Origin of the sequence: Paramesorhizobium deserti (genome assembly GCF_001558695.1) — a bacterium.
Lineage (GTDB): Bacteria > Pseudomonadota > Alphaproteobacteria > Rhizobiales > Rhizobiaceae > Paramesorhizobium > Paramesorhizobium deserti.
The window spans coordinates 1,078,564-1,093,393 of the sequence record NZ_LNTU01000001.1; the positions used below are offsets into that span (position 1 = coordinate 1,078,564).

The 14,830-nt window shown below is 61.6% G+C and carries 14 protein-coding genes; 7 read left to right on the forward strand and 7 right to left on the reverse strand.

Annotation, left to right across the window (positions count from 1 at the left end; all coding sequences use genetic code 11):
- Nucleotides 1-112 precede the first annotated feature (112 nt).
- From ATN84_RS05060 to ATN84_RS27215, 5 genes are read left to right on the forward strand one after another with little or no spacing between them, the layout of a single operon-like run.
- On the forward strand, nucleotides 113-880 hold the full coding sequence (locus tag ATN84_RS05060) for an SDR family NAD(P)-dependent oxidoreductase (protein WP_068880397.1): 768 nt from the start codon (nucleotides 113-115) through the stop codon (nucleotides 878-880).
- Nucleotides 877-1,824, forward strand: a complete 948-nt coding sequence (locus ATN84_RS05065; protein WP_244490975.1) for a 2-dehydro-3-deoxygalactonokinase — start codon at nucleotides 877-879, stop codon at nucleotides 1,822-1,824. The genes ATN84_RS05060 and ATN84_RS05065 overlap by 4 nt, the downstream gene beginning before the upstream one ends.
- The gene (locus tag ATN84_RS05070; protein WP_068880401.1) at nucleotides 1,821-2,474 is read left to right on the forward strand and encodes a 2-dehydro-3-deoxy-6-phosphogalactonate aldolase; all 654 of its coding nucleotides are present in this window, start codon (nucleotides 1,821-1,823) and stop codon (nucleotides 2,472-2,474) included. Before ATN84_RS05065 ends, ATN84_RS05070 begins: the two co-directional genes overlap by 4 nt.
- Entirely contained in the window at nucleotides 2,471-3,349 is an 879-nt protein-coding gene (locus ATN84_RS05075; protein ID WP_068880403.1) for an SMP-30/gluconolactonase/LRE family protein, read from the forward strand. The genes ATN84_RS05070 and ATN84_RS05075 overlap by 4 nt, the downstream gene beginning before the upstream one ends.
- A gap of 49 nt (nucleotides 3,350-3,398) precedes the next feature.
- A complete protein-coding gene (locus ATN84_RS27215; RefSeq protein WP_161939553.1) occupies nucleotides 3,399-3,767 on the forward strand; it encodes a hypothetical protein in 369 nt (122 codons plus the stop codon).
- A gap of 213 nt (nucleotides 3,768-3,980) precedes the next feature.
- On the opposite strand, the gene ATN84_RS05080 is transcribed toward ATN84_RS27215, so the two are convergent.
- The 6 genes from ATN84_RS05080 to dnaJ form a co-directional block, all read right to left on the reverse strand.
- A complete protein-coding gene (locus tag ATN84_RS05080) occupies nucleotides 3,981-4,274 on the reverse strand; it encodes a DUF1330 domain-containing protein (RefSeq protein ID WP_068880405.1) in 294 nt (97 codons plus the stop codon).
- 12 nt (nucleotides 4,275-4,286) lie between these two features.
- Nucleotides 4,287-5,009, reverse strand: a complete 723-nt coding sequence (pyrF, locus tag ATN84_RS05085; RefSeq protein ID WP_068880406.1) for an orotidine-5'-phosphate decarboxylase — start codon at nucleotides 5,007-5,009, stop codon at nucleotides 4,287-4,289.
- Nucleotides 5,002-5,595, reverse strand: a complete 594-nt coding sequence (locus tag ATN84_RS05090; protein WP_068880408.1) for a histidine phosphatase family protein — start codon at nucleotides 5,593-5,595, stop codon at nucleotides 5,002-5,004. The genes pyrF and ATN84_RS05090 overlap by 8 nt, the downstream gene beginning before the upstream one ends.
- Entirely contained in the window at nucleotides 5,595-6,179 is a 585-nt protein-coding gene (locus ATN84_RS05095; RefSeq protein ID WP_068880410.1) for an NADPH-dependent FMN reductase, read from the reverse strand. Before ATN84_RS05095 ends, ATN84_RS05090 begins: the two co-directional genes overlap by 1 nt.
- 23 nt (nucleotides 6,180-6,202) lie before the next feature.
- Nucleotides 6,203-6,802 carry a phospholipid N-methyltransferase PmtA gene (pmtA, locus tag ATN84_RS05100; protein ID WP_068880412.1) on the reverse strand — a complete coding sequence of 200 codons (600 nt, stop codon included), beginning with the start codon at nucleotides 6,800-6,802 and terminating at the stop codon, nucleotides 6,203-6,205.
- Nucleotides 6,803-6,910: 108 nt separating this feature from the next.
- A complete protein-coding gene (gene dnaJ, locus ATN84_RS05105; RefSeq protein WP_068880414.1) occupies nucleotides 6,911-8,038 on the reverse strand; it encodes a molecular chaperone DnaJ in 1,128 nt (375 codons plus the stop codon).
- A 242-nt stretch (nucleotides 8,039-8,280) separates the two neighbouring features.
- Between dnaJ and ggt the strand changes: the two genes are divergently transcribed.
- Nucleotides 8,281-10,038, forward strand: a complete 1,758-nt coding sequence (gene ggt, locus ATN84_RS05110; protein ID WP_068880416.1) for a gamma-glutamyltransferase — start codon at nucleotides 8,281-8,283, stop codon at nucleotides 10,036-10,038.
- A gap of 342 nt (nucleotides 10,039-10,380) precedes the next feature.
- Nucleotides 10,381-10,653 (forward strand): hypothetical protein, encoded by a 273-nt coding sequence (locus ATN84_RS27415; protein ID WP_068880418.1) that lies wholly within the window; start codon nucleotides 10,381-10,383, stop codon nucleotides 10,651-10,653.
- Between the two features lie 82 nt (nucleotides 10,654-10,735).
- Here the strand turns inward: ATN84_RS27415 and ATN84_RS27995 are convergent, their stop codons facing one another.
- On the reverse strand, nucleotides 10,736-14,602 hold the full coding sequence (locus ATN84_RS27995; protein WP_068880420.1) for an autotransporter family protein: 3,867 nt from the start codon (nucleotides 14,600-14,602) through the stop codon (nucleotides 10,736-10,738).
- Between the last annotated feature and the right edge of the window lie 228 nt (nucleotides 14,603-14,830).

Sequence of the window (14,830 nt, forward strand, 5' to 3'; positions counted from 1 at the left end):
CGATAACAGGAAATTTTATTTATCATACTATACGGTTTCGCTGAATTCCGCTAAGCGGTTCGGGCCGGCAAAAGCCGCAACAATTATGCAAGCCAGCCTGGGAGGACCCTTCATGCTGCCATCGACCGTATTTCCCGACCTGAAGGACCGCTCCATCCTGATCACCGGCGGCGGTTCCGGCATCGGCGCCTCGCTGACGGAAGGCTTCGTCGCGCAGGGCGCCAAGGTCGCCTTCATCGACATCGCCAGGGAATCATCGACGGCGCTGGTCGAGACGCTGGAAAAGAAATATGGCAGCCGCCCGCTCTATCTCGATGCGGATCTGCGCGATCTCGATGCTCTGCGCCAGGCGGCGGCGAAGGCCGAAGCGGCGCATGGCCCGGTCACCGTCCTGGTCAACAATGCCGCATGGGACGACCGGCACGCGGTCGAGGACGTGACCGAGGACTATTGGAACCTCAACCAGTCGATCAATCTGCGGCCGCAGTTTTTTGCCGTGCAGGCGGTGCTGCCGGGCATGAAAAAGGCCGGCGGCGGCGCGATCGTCAATTTCACCTCCATCTCCTTCATGATCAATCAGGGCGACCTGCCCGTCTATACCGCGGCGAAGGCCGGCGTCATCGGCCTGACCAAGGGGCTTGCCGGAGCGCTCGGGCCGGATAAAATCCGCGTCAACGCGATTGCGCCCGGCTGGGTGATGACGGAGCGCCAGAAGACGCTCTGGGTGACGGAGGAAGGCCTCAAGGCCCATCTTGGCAAGCAGTGCCTCAAGGAAGAGGTGCTGCCGGACGACATGGTCGGGCCCTGCCTGTTCCTTGCTTCCGACGCAGCCCGCATGCTCACCGCGCAGACACTGATCGTCGACGGAGGTTGTTTGTGAGCAGAGACGAAGAGCCCGCTTTCGCCGGGGCCGACTGGGGCACGAGCCGGTTCCGGCTCTGGCTCATGGACAAGGCTGGCAACGTGCTCGCAGAGCGGCGCAGCGACGACGGGCTCGACGCGTCGCGCGCAAGCGGCTTCTCGCAGGTCCTCGAATGCCATCTCGCGGCGCTCGGCGCGCCGGCTAACCTGCCTGTCGTCGTCTGCGGCATGGCGGGATCGCGGCAGGGCTGGGTCGAAGCATCCTATGTGGATATCCCGGCTGACCCCGCGACCATTCTCGCCGCCTCGGCACGTATCATCGATACCAAGCGCGACATTCGCATCGTGCCGGGCCTGGCGCAGCAGGGCGCAAAGCCCAATGTCATGCGCGGCGAGGAAACCCAGCTTCTCGGCCTCGTGCATGGCAAGCCCGGTTTCTCCGGTCTCGTCGCCATGCCGGGCACTCATTCCAAATGGGTTCATCTGGAAGGCGGAAGAGTATCGCGTTTCTCCACCTATCTGACCGGCGAGCTCTATGCGTTGATCTGCAGCCAGTCGATCCTGCGCCATTCCATCGGCGCGGCGGCGGAGAGCGTCGATGCCGACCATCCGGGCTTCGCCACCGGTCTTGAGCAGGCGCTGGCCCCTGATTTCAGCCTGCTCGGCACGCTTTTCGAGCTTCGCGCGGCGATGCTGCTCAACGGACAGGGCGAGGATGAAGCCGCAGCAAAGCTTTCCGGCATGGTGATCGGGTCGGAGGCAGCTGACGCGCGCGCCAAGGCGCCCGCCGATATCCGGACGGTGCAGCTCATCGCATCAGGACGCATGGAGCGGCTTTATCGCAAGGCGCTCGGCGCGGCGGGCTTCGATTGCGAAACGGTGGATGCCGATGATGCGGTCAGAAAGGGCCTGCACGCCGCCGCCACAGGACTATGGTTCTCCTCCCGAAAGGAAACGGCATGACTCACGCCCCCTCCGTCGCCTGGCCGAAGCTGAAGCGCGACCTGATCGCCATCCTGCGCGGAATCAGACCAGAAGAGGCGGTGGATATCTGCCATGCGCTGGCGGATGCCGGGTTCGAGGCGATTGAGATCCCGCTTAACTCGCCGGAGCCGTTCCGCTCCATCGAGATGGTCGCGAAGGCATTGCCAGCCAATGTGCTGGTCGGGGCGGGAACGGTGCTCGATACAGCCAGCGTCAAGCGGCTCGACGATGCAGGCGGGCGGCTGATGGTGAGCCCCAATGTGGATGCCGAGGTGATCCGCGCCGCTTCCACCGCCGAAATGGTGACGATGCCCGGCGTCTTCTCACCGACCGAGGCGCTGGCCGCACTGAAGGCGGGCGCTTCGGGACTGAAATTCTTCCCCGCCAATGTGTTTGGACCTCAGGGCATCAAGGCGGTGAGCGCCGTCCTGCCGAAGGGCACGGTGATCGGCGCGGTGGGCGGCGTCGCCGAGGGCGATTTCGCGTCTTACGGCGAGGTGGGCATCCGCGCCTTCGGCCTGGGATCCAGCATCTATAAGCCGGGCATGTCCGCAGCCGATGTAGCGGAGCGCGCCCGGCTGACCATCCAGGCCTATGACGCGGTTTTCTTCGGAGAGAGATACGCATGACGACCGCGTCCAACGCCACACTCTTTTCCGACATCGTCTGCGAACTCGGTGAAGGGCCGGGCTACGATCCGCTGACCGGTACGGTCTGGTGGTTCGATATCCTGGCGGGCAGGCTTCTCGAGAAGAAATGGCCCGAGGGCGAAACGCGGGTACACGAGCTTGGGCTTATGGCGAGCGCGCTCGCCGTCATCGATGCGCAAAGCCAAATGCTCTGGACCGAGAAGGGGCTCTATATCCGTGACCGCGCAAGCGGCGTGCTGACGCTGCACAAAGCGATCGAGGCCGACAATCCGGCCACCCGCTCGAATGATGCGCGCGTGCACCCTTCCGGCGCCTTTTGGATGGGGACGATGGGCAAAAAGGCCGAGGCCGGCGCCGGCTCCATCTGGTGGTATCGCGAGGGCGAGGTCCGCCAGCTCTTCTCCGGCATCACCATCACCAATTCGATCTCGTTCTCGCCCGACGGGCGCGTCGCCTATTTCGCGGATACCGACAAGAATGTCCTCTGGCGCGTCGACACGGACCCGGAGACCGGCCTGCCGGTGAGCGAAAGAAGCGTCTTTCATCACCGGATCGAAGACGGCGGGCTGGACGGCTCCGTGGTGGATGCGAACGGTGTCCTCTGGAATGCCTGCTGGGGTGCGGGAGCCGTCCACGCCTATTCGCCCGACGGCAGGCTGATCCGCTCGGTTCCGGTGCCGGCCCGCCAGCCCTCCTGCCCGGCCTTCGTCGGCCCCGATGCCAACCGGCTGCTCGTCACCACGGCGCATCAGGGAATGGGTGAAAGCGAACGCGAGGCCGACCCAAATGCCGGCCGGCCATTGCTGCTGGATATTGCGGTGCAAGGCGTTTTCGACCGGCCGGTAAGGCTCTGAAGGACAACTCGGCGTGGCGCGCATTGGCGCTGCGTGATATTCTATCATTATGCGCGCGATCTCGTTCGTCGCGGGGGGCGTTACAGGCATTTTGCTTGCGCAGGCCGCACTTGCGGACTGCCAATGCCTCGGCAATGGCTTGCGTTACGACGAAGGCGATCAGGTTTGCCTCAGGCTGCCCACGGGGCCACAGCTGGCGCGCTGCGAGAAAGTCCTCAACAACAGCTCATGGAAATTGCTGGGGAGCGCGTGTCAATTGACCGCCAGCAATGAGCAATCCTGGAAGTCACCCTCACAATTCGCGTTACAGCCAAAATCCGGCGAACCGCACCCGCCCGCCGGCCAGTATCCAGCTGCACCGCAAGGGCTTTGGAACGGTTCACTTTTTGATGGAAACGATGCGGAGACTGCACCGTAGAGGCATGGATCCCAGTGACAAGCACTGGGATGACGGCGGTTAGCCGTAGGCGAAAGATCTTCAGCGTCTCCGCTTGGCAAGAACGATTGTGGGTAGAGGGAAAACATCTTCACCCGTCATCCCAGTGCTTGTCACTGGGATCCATGCCTCGACTTTTCCACCACAACAATGGTTCAAAGGAATCCGAGCGATTCCATCAGGACATGAGCCCCTCTAACCCTCATATCCTTCCACGATGACGATCTCGCCATCGGCAACGGTCTGGCGGATCGCTTTCGCGGCCTGATATTCCGGCGAATTGTAGCAATCGAGCGCGGCCTGAATGGACGGAAATTCGATGATGACATTGCGGGCGCGGCCCGGCCCTTCGACGGTATGCGCCGTGCCGCCGCGCGCCAGGAATTTGGCACCGTAGCGCTCGAAAGCGGGTTTGGCGGTTGAGACGTAATCCTTGTAGCGCTCGGGATCCCTGACATCGACGCGCGCAATCCAATAGGCTTTCGTCATATTCCTCTTCCTTCAGCTTAAATCTGCCGGCTGGGCGACAGCCGCGGCCATTTCCGCCAGAATGGCGCGGGCGGCGGCCTGCTTGTCCTCGGCAGCAATGATGGGGCGGGCGACGACGAGATGGCTCGAACCGGCCTTAAGCGCCTCGCCCGGCGTCATGACGCGTTTCTGGTCGCCCTTGTCCGCCCCGGCGGGACGGATGCCCGGTGTGACCAGCGCCATGTCGGGGCCGATGATGCGGCGTACGGCGGATGCCTCGGGCGCCGCGCAGACAATGCCGCCCATACCGGCGGCGCGCGCCTGCTCGGCACGCCTCAGAACCAGCGTCTGCGGGTCCAGGCTATAACCGGCATCGGCCAAATCCGCGCCATCCATGGAGGTGAGCACCGTAACCGCCAGCAGGCAGAGGCCGGAGCCTTTCGCCGCTTCGACGCCGGCGCGCATCGCCTTGGGATAGGCATGCAGCGTCAGCATGGAGACGCCCATTTTGGCGATGTTCTCGACGCCCTTGGCGACGGTGTTGTCGATATCGAGCAGTTTCATGTCGAGAAAGACTTGTTTGCCCGAGCGGACAAGCTCCCCGGCAAAATCCAGCCCGCCCGCGAAGGCAAGCTGATAACCGATCTTATAGAAGGAGACCGTGTGGCCCAAAGCCGCGACGACGGCTTCGGCTTCCTTCACCGTTGGAACATCAAGGCCGACGATCAGCCGGTCGCGCACTCTATTCTCATCCATGAAAATCACCGCTGAATGTTTCCACCGGCTTCCAATCGCACAGACACGCGCGGTCGGAAAGCCGGAAGGCGAAGATATTTCCGCCACCGGGCGGCTGATCATGAACACGCGAAATGGGATAGCCACCGAAATGGCACTTCAGGAGGGTACCGACGCCGCCATGACCAACGAAGGCCACCGGCCCGTCTCCAGAGCAACGCTCCAGCGCTATGCTGACGGCTTTGACGATGCGGGCCTCAGCATCCACCGCCCGCTCCCATCCCTTGAAGCTTTCCTCGGGTTCGGCAAAGAAGCGGTCGGCCGCCTTTTCGAATTCAGGCGGCGGCAGGAAACCGGTAGACGAACGGTCGTTCTCGCCCATCAGGGGATCGATCTCGATCGGGCAGCCGGTATTGCGGGCCAATATCCCGGCCGTCTCGATCGCCTTTTTCTCGTCGCTGGAAAATATCCGCGTGAGCGAGAGCACCCATGGCCTGTCACAGACGGCCTCGATCCGCGCTCGTCCCGTCTCGGACAATCCCCATTGCGGAACGGGGACCGCCGGATTCATCACGATCTGGGGGTGAGTGATGTAATAAGCGTGCATCAGCGTCTAAACGACGCCATCTGCACATGCTCGATCAGCGAGATGCAGGCCCTCGTCATCATCTTGGCGGTGCGTTCGTCCCTTAAGGAGCCATCCTCGTTGAAGGCCTCCGACGCGCGCGCCACGGAGCATTGCTCGGTGATGATCTGGGTGCCGACATTCATCAGCACCGAGCGCAGATGATAAAGGCCGCGGATGCCGGCGTAATTGCCGTCCGACGAGGAACAGAGGCCGACGATCTTGCCGGCATAGGGGCGCAGCACATGCTCGCCATCGCGCGAGATGCGGCTGACCCAGTCGATGGTGTTCTTCAGAAGCGGCGGGATGGAAGAATTATATTCCGGCGAGCAGATCATCAGCCCCTCATGGGCCGCGAACATGCGACCGAGCCGCATGGCGTTTTCCGGGACGCCCTTTTCCTTCTCCAGATCCTCGTCCATGATCGGCAAGGGATAATCAGCAAGCGAAATGCGCGTGACCTCGGCGCCCTGCAGCGCAAGCTCCTTGACGGCGGCGTCAGCCGTCCTGCTGCTGAAGGCTCCCGAGCGGATCGAGCCGGCGAAAACGAGAATTCTGGGAGCCATGCTAAGCCGTGTGGACAGAAAAATCAGGTACGCCCGCGCTTATAGACCCATAGCCGCGCCGGGGGAACATTGCGGATGACGAAATCATAGTGCTGGACGACATAGTTCCCGCGGCCGGCGGGTACGGGCGACAAGGGTCCATAGGTGATCTGTATCACCGGCCGCCCATCGGGGATCCTGTTCAGGAGATCCTCCAGGATCGCCACCCGCTTCTCGACGGGGAAGCTCAAAAGCGGCACGGCGGAGATGACGCTGTCGAAGACGAGACCCTTGTTCTCGCCAAGCGTCTTATCGAGATCGAACGCATCGCCATGGATGATGTTGACGTCAGGAAAATCCTCGCGCAGATGGCGGACGAAATCCTCCGAATATTCGACGGAATAAAGATCCGCGGGCTTCACGCCGCGCTGCAGGATCGCCTTGGTGATGACGCCGGTTCCGGGTCCCAACTCCAGCACCGGCAGGCCGGAATGGATGTCGATGACGCTCGCCATACGCCGCGCCGTGACAGAACTTGTCGGCAGGATGGCGCCGACCGCCTTAGGACCATCGATCCAGCCCTTGAAGAACCGGATCTCCTCATCGAACTTCTCCGCAATCTTCTTGCCGAGTGGTCCTGCCATGGCGTCTGCTCCCAAATGTCGTTATCGGGCAGATTTATGACGCATTGCATGGCGGAAGCAAGGCGTCATGGCGAGTTTAGGATCAGAAATCCTAATTAATTATACACGTTATTCGCCAATGCCCTCGAAGAATTCCTTCATCCGCGAGAAGAAGCCTGTCGATTGCGGGCTGTTCTCCTTGGAGGAAATCTTCTCGAATTCTTCCAGCAGCTCGCGCTGCCGCCGGTTGAGGTTCTGCGGCGTTTCGATGGCGATCTGGATATAGAGGTCGCCCATGGCCGGCTGGCGCAGGACGGGCATTCCCTTGCCCTTCAGGCGGAACTGCTTGCCGTTCTGCGTGCCCTCGGGGATCTTGACGCGGGTCTGCGTGCCGTCGAGCGTCGACACCTCGAACTGGCCGCCCAACGCCGCCGTGGTCATGGAGATGGGCACCTTGCAATAGAGATCGGCGCCGTCGCGCTGGAAGAACTCATGCGGCTTGATGGAGAGGAAGATATAGAGATCGCCCGAAGGCCCGCCGCGAAGGCCCGCCTCGCCCTCGCCGGAGAGGCGGATGCGCGTGCCGTCCTCGATGCCGGCCGGAATGTTGACGGAAAGCGAGCGCTCCTGTGTGACGCGGCCTTGCCCTGAGCATTTGCCGCAAGGATCCTTGATGGTCTGGCCGCGCCCGTTACAGGACGGGCAGGTCCGTTCGATGGAGAAGAAACCCTGCGCCGCGCGCACGCGGCCCGCGCCGCCGCACATCGAGCAGGTGACGGGCTGCGTGCCGGGCCTGGCGCCGCTGCCCGAACAATCCTCGCAAACGATGGAGGTCGGCACACGGATCTGCGCCGTCTTGCCGGTATAGGCCTCCTCCAGCGTGATCTCCATATTGTAGCGCAGATCGGCGCCGCGCTCGCGGCCATTGGCCCGGCGCTGGCGCCCGCCGCCCATCATCTCGCCGAAGATATCCTCGAAGATATCGGCGAAGCCGCCGGCAGCACCAAAACCATGGGCGCCGAAGCCGCCGCCATTCTCGAATGCGGCATGGCCGAAGCGGTCGTAGGCGGCCCGCTTCTGCGGGTCCTTCAGCGTCTCATAAGCCTCACCGATTTCCTTGAACCTTCGTTCCGCCTCGTGATCTCCGGGGTTCCTGTCCGGATGATACTGCATGGCAAGCTTGCGGAACGCGCTTTTCAGGGTCTTTTCATCCGCGCCCTTGTTGACGCCGAGCGTTTCGTAATAGTCAGGCTTCATAAACCAGTCATCCCGATGACAACATTCCCACGGCCATGAATCATGGCGTCCTCGTTTCCGAGTAAAAATCGGCTAGGACCGCTATTTAGGCGTTCCGCGCGGCGAATGCCATAGTCAAACGGAAATTCCTATCCCTCTCATGATTACACCCACCTTGGGAAAACAGCTTCCACTTTCCTGGACTTGACGCGGCATACGCAAGCTCCGAACCTGCCGCGAGCCAAGTCCACGGAGGATTGACCATGCATGCTCTCCACAAGAAGGCCGTCGCGGTCCTTTTAGCGTTTACCCTCAGCCTGCCGCCGCTAGCACCGGTGTTCGCCGCATCTCCGGAACCGGTCGAGGCCCAACACGGAATGGTGGTGACGGCGCAGCATCTGGCATCGGATATCGGCGTCGAAACCTTGAAGAATGGCGGCAATGCCGTCGATGCCGCGGTGGCCGTCGGCTATGCGCTGGCGGTCGTCTATCCCCGGGCCGGCAATATCGGCGGCGGCGGCTTCATGACCATCCGCCTCAAGGACGGCAAGACGACCTTCCTCGATTTCCGCGAGCGGGCGCCGCTCGCTTCCACCAAAACGATGTATCTCGATGACAAAGGCAACCCGGTGAAGGGGCTCAGCACCGACGGCTATCTCGCCGTCGGCGTGCCCGGCTCCGTGATGGGCCTTGAGACCGCCCGAACCCGCTACGGCACGAAATCGCGGCAGGAGCTGATGGAACCGGCGATCAAGCTGGCCAGAGACGGCTTCGTGCTGGAGCAGGGCGATGCCGCCGCCTTGGCCGAGAATGCCGATACGCTGGCAAGCGATCCCGCCGCCAAGGCCATCTTCCTCAAACCGGATGGCAAGCCCTATGCGGCGGGCGAAACGCTTGCCCAGGCGGATCTTGCCGCATCGCTGTCCAGCGTCTCGGAACAGGGGCCGGACGCCTTCTACAAGGGAGCGATTGCGGATGCGATCGTCAAGGCGAGCCAGGAAAACAATGGCATTCTCGCCAAGGAGGACTTCGAGCAATACCAGGTTCGGGAGCTCGAGCCGGTAAAATGCAATTATCGCGGCTATGACATCTCTTCCTCACCGCCGCCGAGCTCCGGCGGCGTGATCATCTGCGAGATCCTGAATATTCTCGAGGGATATCCGATCTCCTATCTGGGTTACGGCTCGGCCGATACGGTGCATCTCATGGTCGAGGCGATGCGCCACGCCTATGTCGATCGCAACACCGCGCTGGGCGATCCCGATTTCGTCGAAAATCCGGTCGCGAAGCTGCTGGACGAGAACTATGCCGCCGATATCCGCGAGAAGATCAGCCCATTCAAGGCTGGCGTATCGCAGGATCTGATGCCCAAGGGCTTTGGTGAGAGCACGGAGACGACGCACTATTCCATCATCGACGACGAGGGAAATGCCGTCGCGGTCACCTATACGCTGAACGGCTCCTTCGGCGCCGGCGTCGTGGCGCCCGGAACCGGCATTCTCCTCAACAACGAGATGGACGATTTCACCGCAAAGCCGGGGGTGCCCAATCTCTATGGTCTCATCCAGGGCGAGGCGAATGCCATCGCGCCGAAGAAAACGCCGCTGTCATCGATGAGCCCGACGATCGTCGCGAAGGATGGCAAGCCGTTCATGGTCATCGGCAGCCCCGGCGGCGCGCGCATCATCACCATCACGCTCGAAGCGATCATCAATGTCATCGACCATGGCATGAACATCCAGGAAGCGATCGACGCGCCGCGCATCCATCACCAGTGGCTGCCCGACAAGGTCTATATGGAGCCCTATGGCTTGTCGCCCGACACGCGCCGCCTGCTCACCGGCATGGGGTATAATGTCGATATAGACGAGAACTGGCCGATATGGGGCGAGGCGGCAGGCATACTGGTTGGCGGGAAGAGCCTTCCCGATATCGAGAAGGCTGAGGGCGGAGACACCGGCGGCCGCTATTACGGCGCCATCGACAGCCGCGCGGCTTCGGGCGCCGCACGCGGCTATTGATGCCGAAAAAAGGGCCGGCCGGTTTTCCGGCTGGCCACCGCCAGGAATACCCCGCCTTGCCAAGGGAAATGCTGCTCCGAGCAAGCGGGCAGAGCAACCACACGTGACCGACAGTTAAGGCTGAATAGTTGAATCGAATATTGTGAATAGTTTTGATATTAAAGCATATAATCAGATATAAGATATCTTTTATTCTATATCATTCAGGAAAGTTTCCTTAACCAGCCGCACAAAAATACAACAGATTAGGGCATTTTTATTTTCAATCCCGCTGAAATGCATGGCACTTTTCGTGCCGTTACGACGAGAAATGGTTCCGTCGGAGAAGCAGGGATATGAATAATGAAGACTTTCACTCTTACCATTGCAGCCTTGGCTTTGAGCGCAGGTGCAGCTTTTGCCGAGAATCCGAATTTCGGCGTTCCGGTCGATCTGCAGGATCCGACCCAGCTTGGCGTCGACCACACGGCGACAAGCTCCATCGGTACCTCGGATTTTTCGACAAAGCCTTTGCCTCACCTTATGTCCACTCCGACAGGCGCTTCCGTGGAGACCAGCAATCCGGCCGCTGACCGTTTCAGCGACGCTTCGCCGAAGGTCGATATGGGCTATTGATCCAGCGACCCTTCACGTGCCAAGGGCGGCGAAGTTTCCTTCGCCGCCCTTTTATTATGTGCCGTTCCTGGCCAGCGGTGCCCTACCATTTGACGCGCAGGCCGAGCGAACCGCCGACGGAATAGCTGTCGCCGAAATCGGCAAGGCTCGTGCGGGCGAAGGCCTCGCCATAGAGCGAATAGCGGTCGTCCGCCCAGTTATAGGCCCCGCCAACGCCGAAGCCGCCCCAGACCCGGTCGTTCTCGCTGACAAAGCTGACCTTTTTGACACTACCGACGCTGACCTCGGTTCCATCGAGGAACTCGTAATAGAGATTGCCCGCACCATAGGCGCTGATGCGGCTGGTGGTGCCGTTGTCGGCCTGCCAGCTACGCTGGTAATCGAGCTGCACGCCCGTGCGGCCGAGGAGGCTGTCGCCCTTTTGCAGCGACACATTCGCCAGGAAGGGCGCGCGGTCGGTGAACTCGTCGAAGTCGATGCTGGAATAGACCAGCTGCGCCTGCGGGGTCAGAGACCAGCTGGAGTCGAGATCGAAGCGGCGACCGGCCTCCAGCCCCAGCGCATAGCCAAAGCCCTTGAGCCCAGACGCCATGCTGCTGTCGAGGAGCGACGAGGTGAGGTCGCTCTTGTACCAGGTCGCCTGCGCCTGCCCGTCGACATAGAAGCCGTCATAGCCGTACCAGGTCAGCGCTCCACCGATGCCTGCACCCTTGGTGTCGATCTTGCCATCGCCATAAGGCGAGGACACATCGGCCGCGCCGGAGGTGTAGTGGCCGGTGAGCGAGCCGATAAGGATACCGCTTTCGTTCTCGTAGAACTGGCCGTCGAGCCCGGCCTGTCCTTTCCAGAGCGTCAGTTCGGACTCGGCACCGCTCGTCGAGGTGTCGGGGCGGATGCGGCCATAGGACGACTCCATCCTGCCCCACACCGCCCGGCGCTCGACAAGGGCGGACGGGCCGGCATCCTCCGGGCTCGGCGGCAGATCGGCGATGCCGGGGCCATCGCCCTGCTCGATCATCAGATTGCCGGCGCCCGACCAGTAGCGGGTGCCGACGCGCTGTCTCAAGGTCGGCAGGCTGTTCATCGCCAGCAGGAGCTGCGGATAGGCTTCGTAGAGCGCGACGCCAGGCTGATAGGTGCCGCGCAGATACCAGTCGCCATCATTGGGCGTGGAAACGCCACCCTTCTCGAGGCTGTAGCTGTAGGCGCCGAAGCCGATACCCTGCTTGCCGTACTTGTTCTGGTAGTTGCCGACGAGCTCGAACACGCCGTCGGAGGCACCGTCGACATCGACGATCTTGATGCCCTCCTTGGTCAGATCGCCCACCCCGCCCATATTGGAAACGATGACATAGGACTTGCCTGACGTGGCCCCACCGATGTGAACCATGTCGGTGGGGGAATCATCGCCATCGAGCACAGTGTTGAAATGCACATAGCCCTCCTGCCCCGCATAGGCCTGGCGAGTCGTCAGGGTCGTTCCCGGCTTGCCGCCCAGATCGACCAGACCGGCATTGGCGAGCGACTTGATCGTCTGGTCGTAACCGGCAAGGTCGAGCGCCGTGTGTTGTTTGACGATGTGATCGGAATTGGCGCTGAAAGTGTTGCGCGCGCCGGCAGCCAGGATGCCCCGATCGACGGTCGTTATCCCGGAATAGCTGTTCCTGCCGGTCAGCACCGTCTTGCCCGTGCCGACCTGATGCGCATCGCCGGCGCCTGAAATATCGCCCTTGAAGGTATAGACATCGGAACGGTTGAAGATGAGCGTGCCGTCGTTGTCGACATTGCCAGTGATGCTGCCGGAATTGCCGCCATTGCCGAGCTGGAGAACCGCGGCCTTACCGATCTTCGTGCCGCCGGTATAGGTGTTGGTGCCGGTCAGCGTCTCCCATCCGCCATCGACATTCAACCTGCCGGTCCCGTCAATGACACCATCGAAGGTGTCGTCCGCATTGGTAATGACGAGTTCCTTGCTGCCAAGATGCACCCGGCCTGTCTTTGCGCCGGCGAGGCGGCGGATCTTCGAGCTCGGTCCGCTGATGGCCGAGATGTCGAAAGTTGCATCGGCCTTGACCCGGCGGGACTGCGCGATGCTGCCGTTGCCGGCAAGCTTCACCGTACCTTCATCGATGTGGGTTTCGCCCGTGTAGATGTTGGCGGCCGCCAGCGTCAGCGTTCCGGTTCCCTTCTTGGCGAACCCACCCTCTCCATCGATCACGCCGTTCAGCGCGTTATTGTTGGCCTGCGTATCGATGATCTTGAGGTCCTGCGAAGCATCGGACTCCCGCCGGGGGAGCACGCTGCCATTCGCGCCGTCCAGACTGGCCTTCTTCCTGCCCAGCGTGACCCTGCGGTTGGTGGAAAAGCTCTCGGCGAACTCGAGCCCACCGCCATCGATCCTGATATTGCTGCTGACATGGCCAAGGTTCCTGTCGGCTGCCACATTGACCAGGCCGTCATATATCTTGGTGTCGCCGGCATAGTTGTTGTTTCCTCTCAAAACCAGCGTGCCCTTGCCCTCCTTCGTCAGACCGCCATCGATCCCGTCCCCGGCCGGGTCCGGATTGTTCTGATTGCCGGGGCCGCTGTAGGCATCGCTGGCGATGTCGTCATTGATAGTGGCCGTTTCTCCTTCATCGGCTGAGAAACTGACGCCGGTCCTGCCATTGAGGAAGAATCCGCTGCCGAGCCCGAAACTGGTGCCACGCCCATTGCCGCCAGCCGCCGAATTGCCGGATACGTTGCCGTTACCTTTATATTTGATGGAGCTGCCATTCTCGCCGAAGACGCCACCGCCAAAGCCGGCACCGCCGCCGCCGCTGTTCAGTCCGCCAGCTCCGCCACCATATCCCCCTGTGGCTGTTTCGCCTGTAGGGGTAGGACCACCACCACCGCCGCCACCAAAGCCACCATTGCCGCCTTTCTGGGTGGTCGGTCCCGGTCCTCCGTTTGATGAAATACCACTGCCGCCGCCGCCGCCGCCGCCAAAACCACCATTTCCACCGACTGCGCCTAAGTAAGCATCACCGCCGCCGCCGCCGCCGCCGAAGCCGCCATTACCGCCCGGCCCATTGCTGCCACCGCCGCCACCGGAATAATCACCACCATTGCCACCGCCCTGCGCACCACCGTTCGGACCGCCGCCGTGATGGTTGACGCCATCAGTACCCGCACCAAAACCACCTCCGCCGCCTCCGTGGCCAGCAGTATTGGATTCCCCATTGCCGCCATTCAATCCGCCGCCGCCGGTACCGGTAGGGGTGCAGCAATTTGCCTCGCCTGCTGTACCAGCGTCCCCACCTTGCGCATGATTGTTCTCCACATCGACATTTTCAAGGGTTACGTCGCTGCCATCGCCTGCGAAGACACCACCTCCCGCTCCCAAACCACCGCCCGACGCATAGGCTCCCGAAGCATCCGACCCCTTCCCCCCGTCTCCACCCTTGGCGCGGGCATTGGCGATGTTGAGATTGCGAATGGTGACATCGATCCGGTTATTGGGATCGGGATTATCGGGACGGATGAAAAATGCCTGTCGCTGATTATTGCCGTCGATCGTCAGATCAGGCACGCCGCTGCCGTCGATGGTGACGCTATCCGATATACGCGGCGTCTGCACATTTCCGGTCAGGGACAGCCTTGGATTCGGTCCCGTGAAAGCCTCTGGATCGAAAGCAATGGTCTTGTTGCCGCCGGCATTGGCCTGGGCGATGGCCCAGCTAAGGCTTCCCCGTGCGTTCACATCACCATTATCGGTCGTCTGCGTCACGCAGATGGCGCCGTCGGCACAGGCTGCCTGCGCATTGCCCGCAAGGAATGCAGGCAGAATGGCGGTGCTGCCCAGAAGCACAAGAGCAAGATCGAGACACCTGCTCCGGCGGGAACCCTGCACGACGCGGAAAGAATTGGAGCTCAAACGAACAGGAACGGACAGCTTGATGCGCTTCACTTTATAAAATCCTTAAAAACAATTTTTGGGATAGTATGATTTAAATGGAACCCGCAGAGGTTGTATTATCGTGCATCGACGGCACGCAACTCCAACTCTGTGGGTGTAAATCCCGCAGCCGGAACTCAAATTTAAAACGGGAAAGTTGCGAATGAGAGCGGCAGCGCGGGCTGCTCAGCGTGTCGGGATCGAAGCCTTACAGACCAACAAAATGCCACCCCGACCGCA